Origin of the sequence: Streptomyces sp. NBC_00461, from assembly GCF_036013935.1 — a bacterium.
GTDB lineage: Bacteria > Actinomycetota > Actinomycetes > Streptomycetales > Streptomycetaceae > Streptomyces.
In genome coordinates, this window is record NZ_CP107902.1 from 6,042,055 (window position 1) to 6,066,300 (window position 24,246).

The following is a 24,246-nucleotide window of genomic DNA, read 5'->3' on the forward strand; positions in this document are numbered from 1 at the left end:
AACAAGCCGCTCGGAGATTCCGTACGAACATACGAAGCCCGAGGTCACGCGGATCTGTGGAATTTGGTTGCCGCGCTTCCCGTTAGCATGGACATCCGCACCGATCAAGGCCATTTGGGGAAGGTGTCATGACTGCAAACGTCGACGGAGTGCCCGGAAAATTCGCGACACTCGGGCTGACCTACGACGACGTGCTGCTGCTGCCGGGCGCCTCCGAGGTGCTCCCCGGCGCGGTCGACACCTCGTCCCGCATCTCCCGCAACATCCGGGTCAACATCCCGCTGCTCTCGGCGGCGATGGACAAGGTGACCGAGTCCCGCATGGCCATCGCGATGGCCCGCCTCGGCGGCGTCGGTGTGCTGCACCGCAACCTCTCCGTCGAGGACCAGGTCAACCAGGTCGACCTGGTCAAGCGGTCCGAGTCCGGCATGGTCACCGACCCCATCACGGTGCACCCGGAGGCGACGCTCGCCGAGGCGGACGCGCTGTGCGCCAAGTTCCGCATCAGCGGTGTCCCCGTCACCGACCCGGCCGGCAAGCTGCTGGGCATCGTGACCAACCGTGACATGGCCTTCGAGTCGGACCGCAGCCGCCAGGTGCGCGAGGTCATGACGCCCATGCCGCTGGTCACCGGCAAGGTCGGCATCTCCGGCGTGGACGCCATGGAGCTGCTGCGCCGCCACAAGATCGAGAAGCTTCCGCTGGTCGACGAGTCGGGCGTCCTCAAGGGCCTGATCACCGTCAAGGACTTCGTCAAGGCCGAGAAGTACCCGAACGCGGCCAAGGACGCCGAGGGCCGGCTGCTCGTCGGTGCCGCCGTGGGCGCCAGCCCCGAGGCCCTGGAGCGCGCCCAGGCGCTCGCCGAGGCCGGGGTGGACTTCCTGGTCGTCGACACCTCGCACGGCCACAACAGCAACGCCCTCAGCTGGATGTCGAAGATCAAGTCGAGCGTCTCCGTCGACGTGATCGGAGGCAACGTCGCCACGCGTGACGGCGCCCAGGCGCTGATCGACGCCGGCGTCGACGGCATCAAGGTGGGCGTCGGCCCGGGCTCGATCTGTACGACCCGTGTGGTCGCCGGCATCGGTGTCCCGCAGGTCACCGCGATCTACGAGGCCTCCCTCGCCGCCCGTCCGGCCGGCGTCCCGCTGATCGGCGACGGCGGTCTGCAGTACTCCGGCGACATCGGCAAGGCGCTGGCCGCCGGTGCCGACACCGTGATGCTCGGCAGCCTCCTGGCCGGCTGCGAGGAGTCGCCCGGCGAGCTGCTCTTCATCAACGGCAAGCAGTTCAAGTCGTACCGAGGCATGGGCTCGCTCGGTGCCATGCAGTCCCGTGGCCAGGGGAAGTCGTACTCGAAGGACCGCTACTTCCAGGCCGAGGTCGCCTCCGACGACAAGCTCGTACCCGAGGGCATCGAGGGCCAGGTGCCCTACCGCGGCCCGCTGGCCAACGTGCTGCACCAGCTCGTCGGCGGTCTGCGCCAGACCATGGGCTACGTGGGCGCGGCGACCATCGGCGAGATGGAGACCAAGGGCCGCTTCGTGCGGATCACCTCCGCGGGCCTCAAGGAGAGCCACCCGCACGACATCCAGATGACGGTCGAGGCGCCGAACTACAGCCGTAGCAAGTAGGAGCAAGCAGTCGCCAGGCTTCCCGAGGGCGGTCCCGGAGTACCGGGGCCGCCCTTGTCGTATCCGTCGGCGATACTGGAAGACGCTGAAACGCATCAGGAAAGGCCACAGACGTGACTGAGATCGAGATCGGGCGCGGCAAGCGCGGCCGCCGGGCGTACGCCTTCGACGACATCGCCGTCGTCCCCAGCCGCCGTACGCGGGACCCGAAGGAGGTCTCGATCGCCTGGCAGATCGACGCCTACCGGTTCGAGCTGCCCTTCCTGGCCGCTCCCATGGACTCGGTCGTCTCGCCCGCCACCGCGATCCGCATCGGTGAGCTCGGCGGCCTCGGCGTGCTCAACCTCGAAGGCCTGTGGACGCGGTACGAGGACCCGCAGCCGCTGCTCGACGAGATCACCGAGCTGGACGCGGACACCGCGACCCGCCGCCTCCAGGAGATCTACTCCGCCCCGATCAAGGAGGAGCTGATCGGTGCGCGCATCAAGGAGGTGCGCGACTCAGGCGTGGTCACGGCGGCCGCGCTCTCCCCGCAGCGCACGGCGCAGTTCTCCAAGGCGGTCGTGGACGCGGGCGTGGACATCTTCGTCATCCGCGGTACGACGGTCTCGGCGGAGCACGTCTCCGGCTCGCACGAGCCGTTGAACCTGAAGCAGTTCATCTACGAGCTCGACGTCCCGGTGATCGTCGGCGGCTGCGCCACGTACACGGCGGCCCTGCACCTGATGCGCACGGGCGCGGCGGGCGTGCTGGTCGGCTTCGGCGGCGGCGCAGCGCACACCACGCGGAACGTCCTGGGCATCCAGGTCCCGATGGCGACGGCGGTCGCGGACGTGGCGGCGGCCCGGCGCGACTACATGGACGAGTCCGGCGGCCGGTACGTGCACGTGATCGCGGACGGCGGTGTGGGCTGGTCCGGTGACCTCCCGAAGGCGATCGCCTGCGGTGCGGACGCGGTGATGATGGGCTCCCCGCTGGCCCGCGCGACGGACGGTCCGGGCAAGGGCCACCACTGGGGCATGGAGGCCGTCAACGAGGAGCTGCCGCGCGGCAAGAAGGTCGACCTCGGCACGGTCGGCACCATCGAGGAGGTGCTGACGGGTCCGTCGCACACCCCCGACGGCTCGATGAACCTCTTCGGTGCGCTCCGCCGGGCGATGGCCACGACCGGGTACAGCGAGCTGAAGGAGTTCCAGCGGGTCGAGGTCACGGTGGCGGACTCGCAGCACAAGCGGTGACACCGCGCCCGGCCTGAGCGCAACAGGGCCCGAACCGTCGGCAGACGGTCCGGGCCCTGTGTCGTACGAGGCTGCGTCCTACGGCGTTATGCCGCGGCCTTCCTGGCGCCGGTGAACGCCACGTACGCGGCGATCGCGAAGAACAGGAAGGTCAGCGGGTCGGCGTCCGCCTTCCAGGCCTCCTGGACCACGTCGAGGTGCTGGAAGAAGACCTCGCTGAAGCCGGCGTTCACCTGGTCGGCGATGAGCATGGCCTCGCCCACCAGCTGGCCGAGGTAGACGGCCGCCAGCGACAGGATCGCGCTCGCGACCGGCAGCACGGGGTTGCGGCCGCCGATGCGGCCTGCGGCGAGGCCGATCAGGAAGCCGACGCCCACGGCGGCCCAGCCGATCTCGTGCTTGGTCATACCGATGATCGCGCCATAGACGCCGGCGGAGACGACGGCGGCGGCGAAGGCGGCCGCCAGGCCGAGACCGATGTTGCCGCTCACCGGAGCGGGAGCGGGAACGGCCACGTACGGGACCCCCGGCGCCTCAGGCGGCGGTACGGCGCCCGGCTGCTGCGCGAACGGGTTGCCGTCGACCGGCTGGGGCTGCGGCGGCTGCTGCGGCGGCGGAGCTGACTGGCTCATGACAGAGATCCCCCCACGGGATGGAACGAGCGGATGGTGACGCGGAGAAGCGCGCGCACGACTGTGCGGCGAGTGGAGGGAGACTAGCAGGCCGGGACGACAGGGTGACCAGCGAATTTGCCGTCACAGTCGGTGGGCGGCTCCCGTCGGTGCCGCTCCCCTTGTGTCCAGCAGGAGTTGGGCCTTCACGGACAGGCCCTGCAGGTCGTACGTGCGGTGGTGCTGGAGCAGGATCGTCAGGTCGGCGTCGGCCGCGGCCTCGTAGAGGGACTCCGCGCGCGGGACCGGTCGTTCCAGGACGCTCCAGGACGGGACGTACGGGTCGTGGTAGCTGACCGAGGCGCCGAGTCCCGTGAGGCGGACGGCGATCTCGCGGGCGGGTGTGCCCTGTTGGTCGGCGAGGTCGGGCTTGTAGGTGACGCCGAGGAGCAGCACGCGCGCGCCGCGCGCCGACTTGCCGTGCTCGTTCAGGAGGGCCGCCGCGCGCTGGATGACGTAACGGGGCATCTGGCTGTTGACCTGCTGGGCCAGTTCGACCATGCGCAGAGTGCGGCCCGCGGAGCCGGTCAGGTCCTGGGGGACGGCGTGGCCGCCGACTCCGGGGCCGGGGCGGAAGGCCTCGAAGCCGAACGGCTTGGTCTCCGCGCAGCGGATGACATCCCACAGGTCGACGCCCAGGTCGTTGCAGAGGACGGCCATCTCGTTGACGAGGGCGATGTTCACGTGCCGGAAGTTGGTCTCCAGCAGTTGCACGGTCTCCGCCTCGCGCAGTCCACGCGCGCGTACCACCTTGTCGGTGAGGCGGCTGTAGAACGCGGCGGCGGACTCGGTGCAGGCGGGGGTGAGGCCGCCGATCACCTTGGGGGTGTTGGCCGGGGTGAAGTCGCGGTTGCCGGGATCCACCCGGCTGGGCGAGTAGGCGAGGTGGAAGTCGCGGCCCGCGCGGAGCCGGGAGCCCTCTTCGAGGAGGGGGCGCAGGAAACCCTCCGTGGTGCCAGGGGGGACGGGCGACTCCAGGATGACCGTGGTGTGCGGGCGCAGCCGCGCGGCCAGGGTGCGGGCCGCCGCCTCCACCTGGGTGAGGTCGAGGCCGCCGTCCGCGCCGCGCGGGGTCGGCGCGCAGATGGCCGCGGTGCGTACCCGGCCCAGCTCGGCCGGGCTGGTGGCGTGCCGGAAGCCCCCCGAGAGCATCCGGCGCAGTTCTGCGGGGCTGAGGGAGCCGGGCTCGGGCCCGGTCCGGTAGCCGAGCGTGGAGATACCGGCCGCGACGGCTGCCTGGGCCAGGGGCAGGCCGAACGGGCCGAGTCCGATGACGGCGAGATCTGCGGGCATGGCGTGGGCCGTCCTTCCCAATAACCGAAGCGGGACAGGTGCGCAAGCCCTGTGGACAGGACAGGTGAGGCGCAATGTCACACTAGGAGTAAATATGACCTACTTGCGGTATTGGCTGTCCGTGTTTTCCGCAGGTCCCGGGAATGTTGTCCACAGGCTGAGGGTGAGTGGTGGCTGAAGTCGGGCAAGCCGGTCAGAATTTTGGGCAGGGGGACAGGAACCGGGCTTCGCCCCACGGGTGCGGCCGACGCTACTGATAGCGGGAGGCAGCGGTGAGGACAGCGACACTGGGGCCGGCGCAGCGAGCCGAGTCACTGGCGGGAATGGCGGAGCGCGAGCTGGACGTGCTGGTCGTGGGCGCCGGCGTGGTCGGTGCGGGCACCGCACTGGATGCCGTGACTCGCGGCCTGTCCACGGGCCTGGTCGAGGCCCGTGACTGGGCGTCCGGCACGTCCAGCAGGTCCAGCAAGCTGGTCCACGGCGGGCTGCGCTATCTGGAGATGCTCGACTTCGCGCTCGTACGGGAGGCGCTGAAGGAGCGCGGGCTGCTCCTGGAGCGGCTCGCCCCGCATCTGGTGAAGCCGGTGCCGTTCCTGTACCCCTTGCAGCACAAGGGCTGGGAGCGGCTGTACGCCGGATCGGGCGTCGCGCTCTACGACGCCATGTCGATGGCCCGCGGACACGGCCGTGGCCTTCCCATGCACCGTCACCTGACCCGACGTCACGCCCTGCGCGTGGCACCGGCCCTGAAGAAGGACGCACTGGTCGGCGCCCTGCAGTACTACGACGCGCAGATGGACGACGCCCGCTATGTGGCCACGCTGGTGCGCACCGCGGCGTCGTACGGCGCGAAGGTCGCCAACCGCGCGCGCGTGACGGCATTCGTGCGGGAGGGCGAGCGGGTCGTCGGCGCGCGCGTGCAGGACGTCGAGGCGGGCGGCGAGTACGAGGTCCGCGCCAAGCAGGTCGTCAACGCGACGGGCGTGTGGACCGACGACACCCAGGCCATGGTGGGAGAGCGCGGACAGTTCCACGTACGGGCGTCCAAGGGCATCCACCTGGTCGTGCCGAAGGACCGCATCAACTCCTCGTCCGGACTGATCCTGCGCACGGAGAAGTCCGTGCTCTTCGTGATCCCCTGGGGCCGGCACTGGATCATCGGCACCACGGACACCGACTGGGACCTCGACAAGGCGCACCCGGCCGCTTCCAGCGCCGACATCGACTACCTGCTGGAACATGTGAACTCGGTGCTCGCGGTGCCCCTCACGCGGGACGACGTGCAGGGCGTGTACGCGGGTCTGCGCCCGCTGCTGGCCGGTGAGTCGGACGCCACCAGCAAGCTCTCGCGCGAGCACACGGTGGCGCATCCCGCGCCCGGCCTCGTCGTGGTGGCGGGCGGCAAGTACACGACGTACCGGGTGATGGCCAAGGACGCGGTCGACGAGGCGGTGCACGGGCTCGACATGCGCGTCGCCGAGTGCGTGACGGAGGACGTGCCGCTGCTGGGCGCCGAGGGCTACCGGGCGCTGTGGAACGCGCGAGCGCGGATCGCCGCCCGGACGGGCCTTCATGTGGTGCGCGTGGAGCACCTGTTGAACCGGTACGGGGCGATGGCGGAGGAGGTCCTCGACCTCGTCGCCGCCGACTCCTCGCTCGGCGAGCCCCTGCAGGCCGCCGACGACTATCTGCGCGCCGAGATCGTGTACGCCGCCTCGCACGAGGGCGCACGGCACCTGGACGACGCGCTGACCCGGCGCACCCGCATCTCCATCGAGACCTTCGACCGGGGGACGCGGAGCGCGCGGGAGGCGGCCGAACTCATGGCGCCGGTGCTCGGCTGGGACAAGGACCACATCGAGCGCGAGGTCGAGCACTACGAGAAGCGGGTGGAGGCCGAGCGGGAGTCGCAGCGGCAGCCGGACGATCTGACGGCGGACGCGGCGAGGCTCGGCGCACCGGACATCGTGCCGTTGTAGAGCGTCGGTTCGAGTGTGACGTTCGGGCGGGGCGTCAGAGCATTGATCTCGGCAGTGATTTCGACTGTGAGTTCGGGTGGAACGGGCATCACTCGAACGAGTGTCGCGAACCGGGATCTTCGTTCGGAACCGGGTCGTTCTACGGGGTGCGGGGGCAGAACTCGGCGGCGAGCAGGGCCGGTTCGAGGCCGGGATCTGCGACCGCCGTCGTGTTCACCCGGAAGGTGAGGACGCGACGACCGTCGACGGTGGCCGCGGTGCGCACGTAGCTGCCGGTGATACGGCCGTTGTGCCCCCACGCCGTGATGCCGCACGGCAGCTTCTGAGGAAACAGGCCCATGCCGTACAACCCGTGTGCGGCCCGGGTGCCGCGCATCTCGCGCAGCCAGCGCGAGGGCAGCAGCCGGCCTGAGAGCAGTGCCGCGTAGAAGCGGTCCAGATCGGCCAGCGTGGTCACCAGCTCGCCCGCGGCTCCGGCCACCCGCGGGTCGAGCTCGGTGACGTCGGTTCCGTCGGCGGCGTAGGCGCGGCCGTGCGGAGGGGGGAGAGAAGTGCGCGCACCAGGAAAGGAGGTACCCGTCAGACCCAGCGGAGCGATGATGCGCCGCTCGGCCTCGGTGGCGTAGGAGTGGCCGGTGACCTGCTCGATGACCATGCCGAGCAGCACGTAATTGGTGTTCGAGTAGGAGAAGCGGCCGGGTTCGGCCGGAGCGCGGGTGAGTGCGATGCGTACGGCTTGAAGGGGGGAGAGGGGGATCAGGCCCTTGGTGTCCGCGGAGAAGTCGTTCAGGCCGCTGGTGTGGGTGAGCAGGGAACGCAGGGTCAGCGCGCGGCCGTCGTTGCCCGCTCCGTGCACCAGACCCGGCAGATGCTGCTCCACCGTGTCGGACAGGGACAGCCGGTGCTCTGCCGCGAGTTGCAGGACGACGGTCGCGATGAAGGTCTTCGTGATGCTGCCGGCGCGGAAGTGGTCGCCACGGCTGATGCCTCGGCCGGCCCGGGCGTAGCGGGTGCCGGACTCCTCGCGGGCCAGGAGGGCTGCGCCGGGGGCCCCGCCCGCGGTGACCAACAGCGGGAGGAGCGCGTCCGTGGCCGGTGCGGCGGGTGCGGAGGAGGCGGTGGGGGTGAGAGCGAGCAGCGCCAGGGACACCGGCACGGCCAGTAGCGTCCGAAGCGGCGGCATCGCGAGTCCTCCCTTGTCACGCCTTGTCGCGGCCCATCATGCAGGGTCGCAGACGGCGCGGTTCGGCGGGCCCCCGCGTGCACAGGCACCCCGTACTGTGCCAGGGGCACCCTGGGCGACGGGCACTTGTCGGGTGAGGGACAATGAAGGCTCTGTCAGGGCGGGTTGCATGAGGGGACGCATGTCGGAGGCGGAGCGGGCGGGAACATCTCGTCAGGACACTCGTCGGGACAACCGCGAGCGTCTTCTCGCCGGGCGGTACCGGCTGGGGAAGGTGCTCGGCCGTGGTGGCATGGGCACGGTGTGGCGGGCCGAGGACGAAACGCTGGGCCGGACGGTCGCCGTCAAGGAGTTGCGGTTCCCGTCGAACATCGACGAGGACGAGAAGCGCCGGCTGATCACGCGGACGCTGCGCGAGGCCAAGGCGATCGCGCGGATCCGCAACAACAGCGCGGTGACGGTCTTCGACGTGGTCGAGGAGGACGACCGGCCGTGGATCGTGATGGAACTCGTCGAGGGCAAGTCGCTCGCCGAGTTCATCCGGGAGGACGGCCTGCTGGAGCCGAGGCGGGCCGCGGAGGTCGGGCTGGCCATCCTCGACGTGCTGCGTTCGGCGCACCGCGAGGGCATCCTGCACCGTGACGTGAAGCCGTCGAACGTCCTGATGGAGTCCGACACCCAGCGGGTCGTGCTCACCGACTTCGGCATCGCCCAGGTCGAGGGCGACCCGTCGATCACCTCGACCGGCATGCTCGTCGGCGCGCCCTCCTACATCTCCCCGGAACGGGCCCGCGGGCACAAGCCGGGCCCCGCGGCCGACCTGTGGTCGCTCGGCGGACTGCTGTACGCGGCGGTCGAGGGCGTGCCGCCGTACGACAAGGGTTCCGCGATCGCGACGCTGACCGCGGTGATGACCGAGCAGTTGGAGGAGCCGAAGAACGCGGGCCCGCTGACGGACGTCATCTACGGGCTGCTCACCAAGGACCCGGCGAAACGGCTCGACGACGCCGGCGCGCGGGCGATGCTCAACGCGGTGATCCACGCGCCCGAGCCGAAGGCGGCCGAGCCGGAGCCTCCGGCCGACGCGACCAGGGTCGTGCCGTTGCCGGCGCAGCCCGACGGGCCCGAGGGCGGGCGGAGTTCGGGGGGCTCCGGCCCCAAGCGGGGCGAGGAGGCCGCGGAGAAGCTGCGCGGGGCGCTGCGCTCCGTGCGCAAGGCCGCCGCGGGCGCGGCCGGTTCGGCGGCGGCCACCCGTGGCAAGTCGGGTAGCGGTAAGGCGGGTTCGGGATCCGCCGGCGCCACGTCCACCGGGCAGTCCGGCGGTGCGGCGTCGGGTGCGGTCGGCTCCACGGCGCCGATGCCTGCGGTGCCTTCCGCGCCTCCGGCTCCGCCGACGGCCTCGTTGCCGTCTTCGGCACCGTCGGCGCCCTCGGTGCCGGCCCCGTCGTCCCCTTCGGGTACGTCGGCGGCGTCGGGTACCTCGGCTGCTTCCGGGTCCTCGGCTGCGGCTGCTTCGTCGGCCTCGTCGGCTTCCGCGAAGGGCGTGGGCGCCGGAGGATCGGAGCGCGGAACCCAGGGGGCGAACACGCAGGCGGGTGGGCGTAGTTCGGGGTGGCCGGTCATGCCGCCGCCGGATCTGCCGCCGCGGTCCGTGCCCAGGGCGCCGCTCACCGACGTGGTGCCCAAGCGGACGCTGGTGATCATCGCGGTGGTGATCGTGCTCGCCGTGCTCGGCACCGTGCTGGCCCTCACGCTCGGCGGCGACGACGACAATGACGCGAGCGGGGGCGGCGGCAGGAAGGCGGCGGCGAGCGCGTCGAGCAGTGCCGGCACCAAGGAGGACACAAGGGGCGGCACCCGTGAGGGCGGGGGCGCTTCGCAGTCCGGGTCGAGTTCGAAGGGCGGCGGCACGCCCAGCAACAGTCCGTCCGCGACGGGCGGAAACAGCGGGGGAGCCGGCGGGGAGTCCGGGGACGGAAGCGCGGTGGAGACGTCGCACAAGGGGGGCCAGGGGTATTCGATCGGGCTGCCCAAGGGGTGGGCGTTCCAGTCCGCGAGTGCCGCGGGGGACCGGTTCACCGGCCCCGACGGGCAGAAGCTGCTCGTCGCCTGGACGTCCACGCCCAAGGGCGACCCGGTCGGGGACTGGAAGAACCAGGAGCGCTACATGGTGCGCTCGCAGTACCAGAAGATCCGCATAGGGCAGGTGGACTACCGCGGCTGGAATGCGGCCGACTGGGAGTTCACCTATGTGGAGAGCGGAACGAAGTACCGGACGATCGACCGGGGTTTCGTCGTGAACGACCATCTCGGGTATGCGCTGATGTACACGGCGAAAGCCGCCAATTGGGGCAGTGAACTCCGTAAGGACACCTGGCAGACGCTCGCGAAGACGTTCGAACCCAAGTCGTGAAGTGATCGAACCCGCGTTTGGGTCGTGAGATCTGGCATCCCCTCATTGCGGGTTGCCTCCGGCACGTATCGTGAGTGCTTACGGACCGTACGCATCCGGGTATGGGTGCGGAACGGGGCGCAAGGCGAACGGAATTGACCGACCGGGCTGCCGGGGGAGGCAACGTGGACGACTATGCGGGACGGGTACTCGCCGACCGCTACCGCCTGCCGCTGCCACCCGCCGACGAGTACGAACTCACCGACACCCGGGCCTTCGACACCTACAGCGGACAGGAAGTCCTGGTCAGGCAGGTGCCCTTGCCGGAAGTCGTCGAGGCGGAGGTGCTCGACGCGGAGGGTCTGCCCGACGGTTTCACGGCCCGTGACCCGCGGGACCGGGGAGCGCGGCGGTCGGCGGCGCGCACCGGGACACGGCGGCCCACCGATCCCGCCGTACGGCGTGCGGTCGAGGCCGCGCAGGCCGCGGCGCGGATACCCGACCATCCACGGCTCGACCAGGTCTTCGACGTGTTCGCCGAGGGCGGTTCGCTGTGGATCGTCAGCGAGTTGGTGGCAGCGCGACCGCTGGCCGCGCTGCTCGCCGAGAAGCCACTGACGCCGTATCGGGCGGCCGAGGTGGCCTCCGACGTCCTGATGGCGTTGCGCGTGCTGCACGCCCACGGCTGGGTGCACCGGAACATCACGGCCCGCACAGTGCTCGTCTGCGACGACGGCCGGGTGATGCTGACCGGGCTCGCGGTGGGGGCGGCGGAGGAGGCGCTGTGCGGGTACGACCCGGTGCCGGCTCCGGAGGGTGACGGGGACGGCGGTCTCGGGGGTGCCGCAGGCCCCTCGGGTGGGCCGGTTCCGCGAGGCGTCCAAGGGGGACAGGGGTTCTCTGGGCCCCCGGGAGCCCAGAGCGCAGAAGGCGGGTTCGGCGCCCAGGGCGGTCCCGGTGGTTTCGGTGGTGCTGATCCCGAGGCGGCCCGGCGTGCCGCCATCGGGGCGCGTGCGGCCGGGGGACTGCCGGCCGTCGGGGCCGACACGGCGAACGGGGCCGGGTCGTCGGGTGCCTTCGCGCCCAAGGCCCTCGAAGGCGGCGGGGACGTCCGGGCCGCGCGGGCCGGCGCGATCGCCGCGTACCGGGCGGGCGCCCGGGCCGCGGCCAGGGTCCAGGAGGCGCAGCAGAGCGGGCGGGCGGCACTGCCCGGCGCACGTTCCGCGCCCGAGGCCGGCCCCGCGGCACAGGCCAACGGTTCGGCACAGACGCACACTTCGGGCGACGGTACGCAGAGCGCGCCCGGCACCACCGCTTCCTCCGGGCGGATAGCCGACCCCTACGGCGTGGGCGCCCCCTCCTGGCACGGTGCCGCGCCCCGCACCGGAGCCGACGGTTTCCCTCCCGGCGAGGGCGCCGGCGGAGCTGCCTACACAGACGACGACGCGTACGCGGTTCAGCCGGCCATGCCCCCCGGTCTCGGCGCCGCTCCCCCGTCCGGTCTTCCCGCGCCCGGCCTGGACACGGCGCCCCCCGCCGGGGTGCCGGCGCCCGCGGCCAACACCCCTGCCCTGCCCGGTTCCACGCCGGCCCCGCTGCCGCCGGGCGCGACACCCCCCAGCCGTTGGGACGACCTGGTGGCGGGCACCCCCGTCCCCCGTGGCCCCGCCACCCCGCTCGCCGCCGAGCGGGCCCGGCAGGCGCGGATGGCCGTCGTGGGGCCCGTGACGGAGCGATGGGCGCCGGAGCAGGCCGGGCCGGTGCACGAGAACTGGCAGCTGGCGGCCCCGATCGGGCCCGCGACCGACCTGTGGGCGCTGGGGGCGCTGCTCTTCAGGGCCGTACAGGGGCATGCGCCGTATCCGGAGGAGTCGACGGCCGAGCTGGTGCAGATGGTGTGCGCCGAACCGCCCGCGTTCGCCGAGGAGTGCGGGCCGCTCAGGCCGGTCGTCGAGTCGTTGCTGCGTCAGGACCCCACCGAGCGTCTCGACTTCGAGGAGCTGGGCGGCTGGCTGCGCTCGCTGGTGCGGTCCGCGCCCGAGCCCGACGCCGGTGCACACGTCGTCGCCGCGCCGCCGGCCGACGCCAGCCGGCTGCCCGTCGTACGGCGCCGCGGCGAGCTGGTGCGCAGGCGCCGCGCCGGACTGCCCGCGACCAGCGCGCACGGGCGGCACAAGCGGGCCAAGCAGGAGGCGAAGTCGCCGCGCAGACTCGGGCGCACCCTGCTCCTGCTGATACTGCTCCTGCTGGCCGCGGCGGTCGCGTACGCCATGTACTTCATGCCGAAGTCCGGCGAGAGCGGAGCGGCGGGCGGCGACCGTACCGGCACGGCGGGCGACGCCGGTGCCGCCCCCACGCAGTCGCACCCGGAGGCGAGCAGTGAGCCACGCCCCGACCAGACCTCCCCGAACACCGACGGCAGCGCCTCCCCGTCCCATTCGGCGGGTGCGACGGAGAGTCAGACCACCGGGCCGGACGTCGCGGACGGCTTCACCCTGCGCAAGGACCCGGAGGGCTTCCGGGTGGCCGTGGCCAAGGGCTGGTCCCGGGCCGGCAAGAACAGCTGGAACCAAGTGGTGTACTCGCACGGCGACTTCGAGCTCATCGTCGTGAAGGGACGGGACGGCGCGGTCACCTACGGCAGCGATCCGATGGTGTATCAGCGGGACAAGGAGCACGAGTTGCAGCCGTACCGCAGCTCCAGCTGGGCCACCGCGACCGGGCTGCGCACCGTCACCGTGGGGACGCGGGCCTCGGCCGAGGGGCAGTTCACCTGGACCGACGGCAGCGGGCGCGACCTGTATGTGCGCAACCTCGCGATGCTCATCAACGGGCGATACCACCTTGTGCAGGTGCGCGGCCCGGAGTCCCAGCGGGACGAGGTGACGAGGCTTTACGAACAGGCGTCGGCCTCATATCAGGTGACCGACTGAACTCGTCCGTGAAGGCTCCGTGAAGGGCGCGGATGGTTGCGCCATATGCGCAGAAGCGACAACCGTCACAGTGCGGTCTCCTTGGGACCCCCCTGGTTCCCTGTTGGCGGGCCGGTCCTTAGTCTGACCCTGTCAAGAGCATTGCGGGGCAACGTGAATCAGATGCAGGGCCAGCTTGTCGCGGGCCGCTACCGGCTCGCCGAATCGATCGGCAGCGGCGGCATGGGCCGCGTGTGGCGCGCACACGACGAGGTGCTGCACCGGGCAGTCGCGATCAAGGAGTTGACCGCCGCGCTCTACGTGTCCGAGAGCGACCAGGAGCGGTTGCTCGCGCGCACGCGGGCGGAGGCGCGCGCCGCCGCGCGCATCAACCACTCCGCGGTCGTCACCGTCCATGACGTGCTGGAGCACGACGGCCGCCCGTGGATCGTGATGGAGCTGGTCGAGGGGTACTCGCTGGCCGACGCGGTCAAGGAGCACGGGCGGGTCGAGCCGGCGGAGGTCGCGCGCATCGGGCTGTGGGTGCTGCGGGCGCTGCGCGCCGCGCACTCCGCCGGCGTGCTGCACCGTGACGTGAAGCCGGGCAACGTGCTCATCGCCCACGACGGACGCGTCCTGCTCACCGACTTCGGCATCGCCCAGATCGAGGGCGACACGACGATCACCCGCACCGGAGAGGTCGTCGGCTCGGTCGACTACCTCGCCCCCGAGCGTGTCCGCGGCCACGACCCGGGCCCCGCCTCCGACCTGTGGGCGCTCGGCGCCACGCTGTACACGGCGGTGGAGGGCAGGTCGCCGTTCCGCCGCACCTCGCCGCTGTCCACGATGCAGGCGGTCGTCGAGGAGCACGCCGCCGAGCCGCACTACGCCGGCCCGCTCGGGCCCGTCATGGCCGCGCTGCTGCACAAGGACCCGGCCGCCCGGCCTGGTGTCGCCGAGGCCGAGCAGATGCTCGCCGAGGTGGCCGAGGGGCGCCGCTCGAACGCGGCGCAGGCGTACGTGCCGACGCAGCACGTGGGCTCCCGCTACGAGACGGAGGCCGGTACGGGTCCGCAGTCGGGCTCGTCGACGCCGTATCCGCCGGTCTCGGCGCCCACGTCGATCGGGCCGACCGGCATGCCCACGGGCCCGGTCCCCGCGCCGAAGCGCCGCCGTCTGCGGTCCCTCGCGCTCACGATCGCCTTCGCCGCGATCATCGGCGGCGGCGCGGCGGTCGCATGGCAGAAATGGGACGGGGGGCAGCCGAACGGCGGTGGAGCACCCTCCGTATCGGAGAGCTCGCCCCAGTCGAGCAGCCCCACCAGCACCCCCGCGGGGGGTGTCCCCGCCGCGTGGAAGCGCTACGACGACCCCTGGGGTTTCACCCTCTACCTGCCCAAGGGCTGGCAGCGGAAGCCCGTCGGCATCAACGGCGACCTCCGCCAGGTCGACTACACGCCCGACAACGGCAAGCACTTCGTCCGCATCGCCATCGACACCTCGCCGGACTTCAAGGACGCCTACTCGCACCAACTCGACCTGGCCGAGCAGCTCAAGCAGCGCCTGGTCGGCTACAGGGGAGTCCGGCTGGAGAAGAACACGTACCGCGACGTCGACGGGTCCGTCTGGGAGTACACCTGGTCCGCGCTGGCCAAGGACCCGCCCTATGTCGCCGGGCCGCGCCACGCCATAGAGGAGACGTACTTCTCGCGGGGCGGCACGGAGTACGCGATCTACATGTCCTCGCCCGCCGACAGCTGGGCGAAGACGAGCAAGCAGTTCAAGTCGGTACTGCAGGGCTGGCAGGAGAAGACGGACCAGTAGCCGGAGTTGGCCGGTCGGCGCCCCGGAGCCGGTGCGTCCGGTGCGGCATGATGGGGCGCATGGGGACCGAGGGGGAGAACGCCCGTGTCATCGCGGGCCGTTACCGGGTCGAGGCGAGACTCGGGCGCGGTGGCATGGGCGTGGTGTGGCGGGCCACCGACGAGCTGCTCGGCAGGCAGGTGGCGGTCAAGGAGATCCCACTCGACCTCGACGAGACGCTCTCCGCCGACGAGGCCCGGCGTCAGCGCGTCCGCACCCTGCGCGAGGCCCGCGCGGTGGCCCAGCTGCGCCACCCGCACATCATCGTCGTCCACGACGTGGTGGAGCACGACGAACGCCCGTACATCGTCATGGAGTTGATCGACGGCGGCTCCCTGGCCGACCGGGTCTCCGCGCGCGGACCGGTCGACGCCGCTGAGGCCGCCCGTATCGGCGTGGGACTGCTGAGCGCGCTGCGCACCGCGCACGCGGCCGGCGTCCTGCACCGCGACATCAAACCCGCCAACGTCCTGGTGGAGGCCGGCACGGACCGGGTCGTCCTCACCGACTTCGGCATCGCCCAGGTCGCCGGCGCCACCACCCTCACCGAGACCGGCTCCTTCGTCGGCTCGCCCGAGTACACCGCGCCGGAGCGGATGTCCGGTGCGAGGACCGGCCCCGAGTCCGACCTCTGGTCGCTGGGTGCGCTGCTGTGCACCGTCCTGAGCGGCGAGTCACCGTTTCGGCGCGACTCGCTCGGCGGCATCCTGCACGCGGTCGTGGTCGACGAGATACGGCCGCCCGCGCAGGCCGAGCCGCTGCTGCCCGTCGTACGGGGCCTGCTGGAGCGGGACCCGGACCGGCGGCTGGACGCGGAGCAGGCCGAGCGGATGCTGCGCGCCTACCGTGCCACCGGCCGCACCCCGGAGCATCCGCCCGGTTACACCCCGACCCAGCGGGACGTGCCGCGCGCGCCCGTGCCCGCGCCGACGCCGTCACCGACGCCGGCGCTCGCGCCGGCGCTCGCGCCGTCGCCCACGGTGGAGACCAGGCGTTCCACCCGGAGTGTGCTGGTGGCCGCGCTGCTCGTCGCCGCGATGGCCGGGGCCGGGGTGTCGGCGGCGGCGCTGCTCATGAACCGGGACGGTGACGGGGACGGCACCCCGACGAGCCCCGGATCACATACGTCGGCGAGCACTTCGGGCTCTCCCGGCACCTCGGCCCCTCCCGGCACCTCCGCCTCTCCCACCGCCCCGAGCGCCTCATCGTCCCCCACGGTCTCCGGTGCCGGCGTCACCGCGAGCCACCGCCCCTCCGCCCCCTCCGGCTACCGCACGGTCGACGACCCCGCGGGCTTCTCCCTCGCCGTACCGGAGGACTTCACCCGCGAGCCCCAGGGTGAGCGTGTCTTCTACCTGTCGACGGGGGAGGTTTTCCGCCTCGGCATCAAGGTCGCCGACCCGGCGGCGGGTGGTCCGCTCGGCGTGATGCGGCGCGCCGCCGCCAACGGCGCCGACACGAACCCCGGTTACCACGACGGCCGGGTCATCTCGACCACGCAGGCCGAACACCCCGCCGCCCTCTGGGAGTTCACCTGGAACGGTTTCAGTACGGCGGAGGGGCCGCGGCACACCTACGACCTGTGCTGGGAGGAGGGCGGGCGGATGTACGACGTGTGGGTGTCGGCGCCGGTAGGAAAGGTGCGGGAGGCGAAGGAGTACTTCGACGTCGCGACCGACACTTTCGTACGTCATTGACCGACACACGCCTTCGTACCGCCTTCGGGCATGCACAAAAGGGAAATAGGTGGCAGTGCGGGTCACGGCTGTGTGACCGGAAAGCATTCCTTGTGGATACGGGAGCGCCCGGCGCGATATGGATGGACGCATGAGCAGCAACGGGGGATCCGCCCGCGAGCCCGACGACACGACGAGTTTTGTTCTGCAACCGCCGTGGCAGGCGAGCGCGCAGGCAACGCCCACGCAGGTCGTCCCGTCGCAGTCCCAGCCCGCTCAGGATCCTGGTGCCGGGCGTCTCGTCGCGGGCCGGTACCGGCTGTTGGCCAGGCTCGGGCACGGCGGCATGGGCACGGTGTGGCGGGCCAAGGACGAGACCGTCGACCGCGAGGTGGCCGTCAAGGAGCCCCGCGTCCCGGACCATCTTCCCGAGCGCGAACGCGCCAACGCCTTCGAGCGAATGCGCCGCGAGGCGCGCGCCGCGGCACGCCTCGACCACCCTGCCGTCGTCAACGTCCATGACGTGGCGGTCGTGGACGGCCGGCCGTGGATCGTCATGGAGCTGGTGCACGGGCGCTCGCTCGGCGACGCCCTGCAGGAGGGCATGCTGAGCGCGCGCGAGGCGGCCAGGGTCGGCCTGGAGGTGCTCGGCGCGCTGGAGGCCGCGCACGCGGCGGGCGTCCTGCACCGTGACGTCAAGCCGGACAACGTGCTGCTGGGCCGCCATGACCGTGTCGTCCTGACCGACTTCGGCATCGCCCAGATCGAGGGCGAGACGAACCTGACGGACACCGGCGGTTTCGTCGGCTCGCCCGAGTACATCGCCCCCGAGCGGGTGCTGGGCCAGCGTCCGGGCCCGGCCTCCGACCTCTGGTCCCTCGGCGTCGTCCTCTACGCGGCCACGGAGGGCGTCTCCCCGTTCCGCCGCAGCAACACGCCGGCCACGCTCCAGTCGGTCCTCAACGCCACGCCGGCGCCGCCCGCCTCGGCGCCGGGTCCGCTGGCCGAGCTGATCACGGGTCTGCTGCAGAAGGATCCGGCCAGACGGCCGACCGCCGCCCGGATCCGGGACGTGCTGTCGGAGATCGCGAACCCGCCTGCCCTCGCGCCCACCCAGCCCGCGCAGATCGTCACGCGCGGGATCCGGCTCGGGCGCAGGGCGTGGCTCGGCGTCGGCGCCGGTGTCGTCGCGGCGGCGGTGGCGGCGTATCTGGTGATCGCGGATCCGTTCGCGGGGACGCTGCCGGACGGCTGGAAGAAGCACGACCTCGGTGCGAAGGTCGGGTCCGCCATCGGCGTGCCCGCGGCCTTCGTGAAGGGCAAGCCCGCCGACGACTCGGACGGGACGACCGTCTCCTTCAAGGACCCGAGCGGCACGGTCTGGATCACCGTCGACCGCGACATCAAGGCCGACGACAAGGACCACGAGATCCCTCAGTCCGCGGCGGCCAGGGCCTTCGCGGAGTGGGCGACGCTGCAGGACGGCGAGTACTCCTGGGGCATCGCCGACGACCCCGCGCCCAAGGGCGATCCGCAGCCGAGCACCTACAAGGACCGCAAGGCCGCCGAGAACACCATCGTCTACACGGCCACCGACGACCCGCAGCTGCGTGAGGCCCAGGTCCGCTACTACAGGGCGGGCAACGGCGACATGTACCGGCTGTGGATCGACTATCCGGGCCGGGGCTACTTCACCCAGGAGGGCCGGGAGATCGCCAGGGAGGCCATCGCCAACTGGGACGTCCACCAGCTCTGACCCGCCCTCAACCCCGTACGCCCGCACGGTACTTGCCCGGTGTCACCCCGAACTCCCTGCTGAACGCGTGCGAGAGCGCGTACGGGCTGCTGTACCCCGCCTCGCGGGCCACCGAGGCCAGCGGGGCGTCGGTGTCGCGCAGGAGCGTGGCCGTGCGGGTCAGCCGCCACCACGTCAGATACGCCATCGGCGGCCGGCCCACCAGTGCCGTGAACCGTCGCGCCAGCGTCGCCCGGGACACGCCCGCCTCCGCGGCCAGGCTGTCGTTGGTCCAGGGGGCGGCCGGGTCCGAGTGCAGCGCGCGCAGGGCGGCCGTGGTCACCGGGTCGCTCAGGACCGCCGGCCAGGAACCGGTGTCCGACTCCGTCGTCCAGGCGCGCACCAGATAGATCAGCAGCAGGTCGAGCAGGCTCGGCAGGGCCAGGCAGGAGCCCGGGCGGCGCTCGTCGAGTTCGCGGGCCAACAGGTCCACCGCCGAACGGAGTTCGGGGTGGGCACCCACACGGTTGGGCAGGTGGACGACCTGCGGCAGCTCCGCCAGCAGGGGATGGACCCGGCTGTGGTCCAGGCGGTACTTGCCGCACAGCAGCTCCACCTCGCGCCCGGCCGGATCGGCGGGCGGCCGGCGCATCTCCTCGAACGGCACCGCCCTCATCGTGTCGCCGGGCGCGTCCGCGAGCACATGCCCCGCCCCGTGCGGCAGCAGTACGACGTCCCCGGCACCCAGCGTCACCGGTTCGCCGTCCCCGTCAGGCCGCAGCCAGCAGCTGCCCGCGAGGACGACATGGAAGCCCGCCCCCTCGTACGGGGCGAACCGGGTGCACCAACTGCCGCCGACCCGCAGCCGGTTCGAGGAGGGCTGTCCGATGCGTACGGCGGAGATCGCGTCGCTCACCACGTCCATGGCTTGGCAGCCTACTCCGGCCCGAGGCGAGAGCGCATCGCGCATGAGACGCATGCGTATCCAGGAGAGCAGATCAGGCATTGGAATGCTCATTCGGACTTCGTACCGTCGTGGGCATGGCTGATGAAAACACGCAGAGCTTCGTGATCGGTGACGTCCAGGTCCTCCGGATCGTCGAGTGGCAGGAGCCCTACGCCCCCGCCCGCGGCCTCGTACCGGGCGTCGCACCCGAGGTGTGGGAGGACAACCGGGAGGCGCTGGCGCCGGACCACTGGGAGCCCGGTGGCGACCGCGCCGTCGTCGCCCTGCAGACCTGGGTGCTGCGCAGCGCCGGGCGGACCGTGCTGGTGGACACCGGAGTGGGGCACGGGCGGGAGCGGCCCGGGAATCCGCTCTTCCACCGGCAGCAGGGGCTCGGCCTCCCGGCGCGCCTGGCCCGGGCCGGCGTACGGCCCGAGGACGTCGACGTCGTCGTCAACACCCACATCCACGGTGACCACGTCGGCTGGAACACCCGCGATGTGGACGGCAGTTGGGTGCCCACGTTCCCCGGCGCCAGGTACCTTCTCCCGGCCGCCGACGACCACCACTTCGGCCCGGACGGCGGGTACGGCGGTGACGTACGGCCCGACGACCGCCTGATCTACGAGGACAGCGTCGCGCCCGTCCACACGTCCGGACAGGCCGTGCTCTGGGACGGCGAGCACCGCATCGACGAGCACCTGACCCTGGAGTCCACCCCCGGGCACACCCCGGGCTCGTCCGTGCTGCGCGTCGCCTCCGGCGGCGAACAGGCCGTCTTCGTGGGCGACTTGATGCACAGTCCGGTCCAGATCCTGCACCCCGAGTGCAGCAGCTGCTTCTGCCTGGACCCCGAGCGGGCCGCCGCCGAGCGTCGACGCGTCCTGGAACGAGCCGCGGACCAGGGCGAGTTGGTGATCCCCGCGCACTTCGGCGGGCCGGGGGTGGTGGAGGTGCGGCGGCAGGGGGCCTCGTTCGCCTTCGGCGGCTGGACGCCGTAGCCGGGCTCCGCGTCGACAAGTCCCCGTTCCGCAAGGTACTCATGAGGCATGAGTGCAGGCGGCGAACAGGCGCGCGACGGTCGGCTGGTCGGCGGGCGCTACCGGCTGACCGAGCGCATCGGCTCGGGCGGCATGGGCACCGTCTGGCAGGCGTACGACGAACTCGTGGGGCGGGACGTCGCCGTCAAGCAGCCCCGGCTGCCGGGCGACCCCGAGGACGAGCACCGCCGTCGGGCCGCCGGCCGCCTCCACCGCGAGGCCCGCGCCGCCGCCCGCGTCGATCATCCGGCCGCCGTCTCCATCCATGACGTCGTAGTGGAGGAGGACGGACTCCCGTGGATCGTCATGGAGTTGGTCCGCGGCGAGTCCCTGCACGACGTACTGCGGCGCGGCCCGGTCGACGCCGCCGAGGCAGCCCGTATCGGCCTCGCCGTCCTCGGCGCCCTGGACGCCGCGCACACCGTCGGAATCGTCCACCGGGACGTCAAGCCCGCCAACGTCCTTCTCGGCCCGCATCGCCGGGTCGTCCTCACCGACTTCGGCATCGCCCACATCCAGGGCGAGGAGTCCCTCACCATGAGCGGCGAGTTCGTCGGCTCGCTGGAGTTCGTCGCACCCGAGCGGATGTCGGGCCGAAGTGCCGGGCCCCCGTCCGACCTGTGGTCACTGGGCGTACTGCTGTACGCGGCCGTGGAAGGGTGGTCGCCCTTCCGTCGTACGACCGTCGAGTCCACGCTCGCCGCGATCATCGCCGCCGATCCCCCCGAACCGAAACAGGCAGGCCCTCTCGGGCCGCTGCTCACCCGGCTGCTGACGAAGGAACCCGAGCAGCGGCCCGGCACCGAGGAGACGAGCGCGGTCCTGGAGGCGGTGGCCGAGGGATGGCCGGTGCCGGACGTGACGCACGACTCCGCCACCCTGGCCCAGGACGCCTCACAACTACGCGAGTTCGCGGACGACGTGGGGACCGTGCGGTTGGGTGCGGGGCGGGCGCAGGGGGCTGCGGTGTCGCGGGGAGCGGAGCCCGCGGCCGCCGTACGGGAATCCGAGGCGTCCCATCCGATTCCGGGTCCCGAGGCGTCATCTGGTCCTGACAAGTCGTCCAAACCCGAGCCGCCCCACCCGATGCCCGGCCCCCACCCGATGCCCGGCCCCGAGCCGTCGTCCGGCCCTGAGCCGTGGTCCGAACCTGAGTCGTCGTCCGAACCTGAGTCGTCGTCCGGTCCCGAGTCGTCGTCCGAACCCGCCACGCAGGCCGTCGCGAGTCCCTCCCCGGGGCCCTCCCCGAACCCGCGGCCTCGTCCCAAGGGGCCGGCCCTGCGGCGCTCGGCCCTGCGGCGCCCCGCCCCGCTGGCCCTGCTCGCCGCCCTTCTGGTCGGCGGCACCTGGTTCGCCGTCTCTCACTTCGGCGACCGGCACGGCGACGACGTCACAGAGCACAACGCCACCTACGGTTCGGCGCCCCTCGCCCCCGCCGCGAGCCCCACCGCCGTCACCTGGGCCGCGCACCGGGAAGCGGCGATGAACGCCGTCCTCTCCCTCCCCGCCCCGTACCGGGAGTCGGCCAGGGAGGGCGGCGCGGCCGACCCGCCCCGCCTCGTGGAGTACGACGCGGCCGGCAGCGGCCTCACCCTCCGTCTCACCGAATGGGACAGGGCGCCCCGCTCCCCGATGGCCCAGGCCCAGCAGGCGCACGCCGACTGGAACACCTACGACGGGGACGCGCGCACCCAGTACACCCGCACCACGTTCCACGGATCCGAGGCGGTCCTCGCCGACACCGCGTACGGCCTGGAGGGCTCCCCGACCCGGGTGATGGAGCTGATGATCCGCACCGACGACGGCCGCATGTACGAACTGCGTGTCGACATGCCCAAGGGCACTCCGGCCGAGAAGAAGGGCACGGCCCTGTTCAAGGGCGCACGTGACCGCCTTGTGATCGCGAAGAGCTGAAACCCGCCCCGCCGCACCGCCCAACGCCCTGATCAGTGCATTCGTTGCCAGTACCCACTGGCGGCGTGTGTGCACTGCGTGAAGCCGCGTTACCGACGGGTACCCAAAGCCTCCGCACCGGCATACCCTGCGCCTCATGACGGACGCGCAAGCCCCGGCCAAGACCGGCACGAATCCCCTCGCCCCCGCTCCGCAGGGCGCCCGTACCGCCGCCGACGTGGTGACGCCCGAGCTGATCGCACAGCTCACCAAGGGCGTGGTCGGCTCCGGCCGCACCGCCAACCACACGCCGTTCACCGGCGAGAAGCTGGCCGACCTGCCGGAGTCCACGCCCGAGGACGTGGCCAAGGCCTTCGACGCCGCCCGTGCCGCCCAGGCGGTGTGGGCGAAGACGCCGGTCCGGCAGCGCGCGGCCGTACTGCTCCGCTTCCACGACCTGGTGCTCGCCCGCCAGGCCGAGGTCCTCGACCTGATCCAGCTGGAGACCGGCAAGGCCCGGCTGCACGCCCACGAAGAGGTCCAGGCCGTCGCCGTCGCGGCGCGCCACTACGGCCGCCGGGCCGCCGCCTATCTGAAGCCCAAGCGGCACGCGGGCGCCATGCCCACCCTCACCCGCGTCACCGAACTGCGCCACCCGCGCGGCGTGGTGGGCCAGATCGCCCCCTGGAACTACCCCCTGGAACTGTCGGTCGGCGACGCGCTCCCGGCGTTCGTGGCGGGCAACGCGGTGGTGATGAAGCCGGACACGGAGACCTGCCTCACCGCTCTGTGGGCACGCGACCTGCTCATCGAGGCAGGGCTCCCCGCCGCCGTCTTCCAGGTCGTCCTCGGCGAGGGACCCGTCGTCGGCCCGGAGCTCGTCAAGCGCGCCGACTACGTCTCCTTCACCGGTTCCACCCGCACCGGCCGCGAGGTCGCCCAGGGCGCCGCCGCCCGTCTGGTCGGGGTCTCCCTCGAACTCGGCGGCAAGAACGCGATGCTGGTCCTGGAGGACGCCGACATAGAGAAGGCCGCCGCGGGCGCGGTGCGCGCCTGCTTCTCCTCCGCGGGCCAACTGTGCATCTCCATCGAGCGGTTGTACGTCCACGAGTCGATCGCGGACACCTTCCTGGACCGCTTCGCCACCCGCACGAAGGCGATGCGGCTCGGCACGTCCCTCGCCTACGGCGCCGACATGGGCTCGCTGGTGGGGGAGCGCCAGCTGGAGACGGTGACCCGGCACGTGGAGGAGGCCGTGGCCAAGGGCGCGAAGGTCGTCGCGGGCGGCGTCGCCCGCCCGGACATCGGCCCGTACTTCTTCGAGCCGACGATCCTCGACGACGTGACCGAGCCGATGTCGGTCTGCACCGAGGAGACCTTCGGCCCGGTCGTCTCCCTCTACCGTTTCCAGACCGACGACGAGGCGATCGAGCACGCCAACTCCACTCCGTACGGCCTGAACTCCTCGGTCTGGACGAAGAACGGCAGCCGCGGCCGCGAGGTCGCCTCCCGCCTCCGTACGGGAACCGTGAACGTCAACGAGGGCTACGCCCCCGCCTACGGCAGCGTCCAGTCCCCCATGGGCGGCATGAAGGACTCCGGCCTCGGCCGCCGCCACGGCTCGGAGGGCATCCTCAAGTACACGGAGGCCCAGACGGTCGCCCAGCAGCGCCTGCTGCCGATGGCCCCCTCGCTGGGGATGGACGACGAGAAGTACGCGCAGTTCATGAGCCGCAGCCTCCGGCTGATGAAGGCCCTGCGCTTCAAGTAGGACCATCCGTTCTCAACGAG

15 protein-coding genes are annotated in these 24,246 nt (G+C 71.9%); 11 read left to right on the plus strand and 4 right to left on the minus strand.

The genetic code is table 11. The annotated features are described in order from the left end of the window. Positions 1–128 precede the first annotated feature (128 nt). Entirely contained in the window at positions 129–1,634 is a 1,506-nt protein-coding gene (gene guaB, locus OG870_RS28495; RefSeq protein ID WP_266519796.1) for an IMP dehydrogenase, read from the plus strand. Positions 1,635–1,747: 113 nt separating this feature from the next. After that, positions 1,748–2,872, plus strand: coding sequence for a GuaB3 family IMP dehydrogenase-related protein (locus tag OG870_RS28500; protein ID WP_266519798.1), 1,125 nt, complete (start codon positions 1,748–1,750; stop codon positions 2,870–2,872). 86 nt (positions 2,873–2,958) lie between these two features. Here the strand turns inward: OG870_RS28500 and OG870_RS28505 are convergent, their stop codons facing one another. Next, positions 2,959–3,504 carry a hypothetical protein gene (locus tag OG870_RS28505; RefSeq protein WP_266589421.1) on the minus strand — a complete coding sequence of 182 codons (546 nt, stop codon included), beginning with the start codon at positions 3,502–3,504 and terminating at the stop codon, positions 2,959–2,961. 123 nt (positions 3,505–3,627) lie between these two features. Further along, the gene (locus tag OG870_RS28510; RefSeq protein ID WP_266519803.1) at positions 3,628–4,836 is read right to left on the minus strand and encodes a nucleotide sugar dehydrogenase; all 1,209 of its coding nucleotides are present in this window, start codon (positions 4,834–4,836) and stop codon (positions 3,628–3,630) included. Positions 4,837–5,108: 272 nt separating this feature from the next. Between OG870_RS28510 and OG870_RS28515 the strand changes: the two genes are divergently transcribed. Beyond that, the gene (locus OG870_RS28515) at positions 5,109–6,815 is read left to right on the plus strand and encodes a glycerol-3-phosphate dehydrogenase/oxidase (RefSeq protein WP_266519805.1); all 1,707 of its coding nucleotides are present in this window, start codon (positions 5,109–5,111) and stop codon (positions 6,813–6,815) included. A 139-nt stretch (positions 6,816–6,954) separates the two neighbouring features. On the opposite strand, the gene OG870_RS28520 is transcribed toward OG870_RS28515, so the two are convergent. Continuing rightward, a complete protein-coding gene (locus tag OG870_RS28520; protein ID WP_327691686.1) occupies positions 6,955–7,998 on the minus strand; it encodes a serine hydrolase domain-containing protein in 1,044 nt (347 codons plus the stop codon). A 181-nt stretch (positions 7,999–8,179) separates the two neighbouring features. On the opposite strand from OG870_RS28520, the gene OG870_RS28525 reads away from it, so the two are divergent. The 5 genes from OG870_RS28525 (at position 8,180) to OG870_RS28545 (ending at position 18,597) form a co-directional block, all read left to right on the plus strand. Further along, positions 8,180–10,411, plus strand: coding sequence for a serine/threonine-protein kinase (locus OG870_RS28525; RefSeq protein WP_327692334.1), 2,232 nt, complete (start codon positions 8,180–8,182; stop codon positions 10,409–10,411). 164 nt (positions 10,412–10,575) lie between these two features. Continuing rightward, positions 10,576–13,323 carry a protein kinase gene (locus tag OG870_RS28530; RefSeq protein ID WP_327691687.1) on the plus strand — a complete coding sequence of 916 codons (2,748 nt, stop codon included), beginning with the start codon at positions 10,576–10,578 and terminating at the stop codon, positions 13,321–13,323. A gap of 162 nt (positions 13,324–13,485) precedes the next feature. Continuing rightward, positions 13,486–15,126, plus strand: coding sequence for a serine/threonine-protein kinase (locus tag OG870_RS28535; protein ID WP_327691688.1), 1,641 nt, complete (start codon positions 13,486–13,488; stop codon positions 15,124–15,126). 59 nt (positions 15,127–15,185) lie between these two features. Then, entirely contained in the window at positions 15,186–16,862 is a 1,677-nt protein-coding gene (locus OG870_RS28540) for a serine/threonine-protein kinase (protein WP_327691689.1), read from the plus strand. Between the two features lie 130 nt (positions 16,863–16,992). Further along, positions 16,993–18,597, plus strand: a complete 1,605-nt coding sequence (locus OG870_RS28545; RefSeq protein ID WP_327691690.1) for a serine/threonine-protein kinase — start codon at positions 16,993–16,995, stop codon at positions 18,595–18,597. Between the two features lie 7 nt (positions 18,598–18,604). Here OG870_RS28545 and OG870_RS28550 read toward each other — a convergent pair whose 3' ends face one another. Continuing rightward, entirely contained in the window at positions 18,605–19,501 is an 897-nt protein-coding gene (locus tag OG870_RS28550; RefSeq protein WP_266589433.1) for an AraC family transcriptional regulator, read from the minus strand. 116 nt (positions 19,502–19,617) lie between these two features. On the opposite strand from OG870_RS28550, the gene OG870_RS28555 reads away from it, so the two are divergent. The 3 genes from OG870_RS28555 (at position 19,618) to OG870_RS28565 (ending at position 24,226) form a co-directional block, all read left to right on the plus strand. Then, entirely contained in the window at positions 19,618–20,523 is a 906-nt protein-coding gene (locus OG870_RS28555) for an MBL fold metallo-hydrolase (protein WP_327691691.1), read from the plus strand. A gap of 48 nt (positions 20,524–20,571) precedes the next feature. After that, positions 20,572–22,476 carry a serine/threonine-protein kinase gene (locus OG870_RS28560; RefSeq protein ID WP_327691692.1) on the plus strand — a complete coding sequence of 635 codons (1,905 nt, stop codon included), beginning with the start codon at positions 20,572–20,574 and terminating at the stop codon, positions 22,474–22,476. Between the two features lie 136 nt (positions 22,477–22,612). Next, positions 22,613–24,226 (plus strand): succinic semialdehyde dehydrogenase, encoded by a 1,614-nt coding sequence (locus OG870_RS28565; RefSeq protein WP_327691693.1) that lies wholly within the window; start codon positions 22,613–22,615, stop codon positions 24,224–24,226. The last annotated feature ends 20 nt before the right edge of the window (positions 24,227–24,246 follow it).

Bases quoted from the DNA above. Each gene is read 5' to 3' on its own strand.
- OG870_RS28525 (WP_327692334.1), top strand. From the start codon at position 8,180: ATGTCGGAGGCGGAGCGGGCGGGAACATCTCGTCAGGACACTCGTCGG.
- OG870_RS28560 (WP_327691692.1), top strand. From the start codon at position 20,572: ATGAGTGCAGGCGGCGAACAGGCGCGCGACGGTCGGCTGGTCGGCGGG.
- OG870_RS28505 (WP_266589421.1), bottom strand. From the start codon at position 3,504: ATGAGCCAGTCAGCTCCGCCGCCGCAGCAGCCGCCGCAGCCCCAGCCG.
- OG870_RS28540 (WP_327691689.1), top strand. From the start codon at position 15,186: ATGGGGACCGAGGGGGAGAACGCCCGTGTCATCGCGGGCCGTTACCGG.
- OG870_RS28545 (WP_327691690.1), top strand. From the start codon at position 16,993: ATGAGCAGCAACGGGGGATCCGCCCGCGAGCCCGACGACACGACGAGT.
- OG870_RS28550 (WP_266589433.1), bottom strand. From the start codon at position 19,501: ATGGACGTGGTGAGCGACGCGATCTCCGCCGTACGCATCGGACAGCCC.
- OG870_RS28510 (WP_266519803.1), bottom strand. From the start codon at position 4,836: ATGCCCGCAGATCTCGCCGTCATCGGACTCGGCCCGTTCGGCCTGCCC.
- OG870_RS28535 (WP_327691688.1), top strand. From the start codon at position 13,486: ATGCAGGGCCAGCTTGTCGCGGGCCGCTACCGGCTCGCCGAATCGATC.
- OG870_RS28555 (WP_327691691.1), top strand. From the start codon at position 19,618: ATGGCTGATGAAAACACGCAGAGCTTCGTGATCGGTGACGTCCAGGTC.
- OG870_RS28520 (WP_327691686.1), bottom strand. From the start codon at position 7,998: ATGCCGCCGCTTCGGACGCTACTGGCCGTGCCGGTGTCCCTGGCGCTG.
- OG870_RS28565 (WP_327691693.1), top strand. From the start codon at position 22,613: ATGACGGACGCGCAAGCCCCGGCCAAGACCGGCACGAATCCCCTCGCC.
- guaB (WP_266519796.1), top strand. From the start codon at position 129: ATGACTGCAAACGTCGACGGAGTGCCCGGAAAATTCGCGACACTCGGG.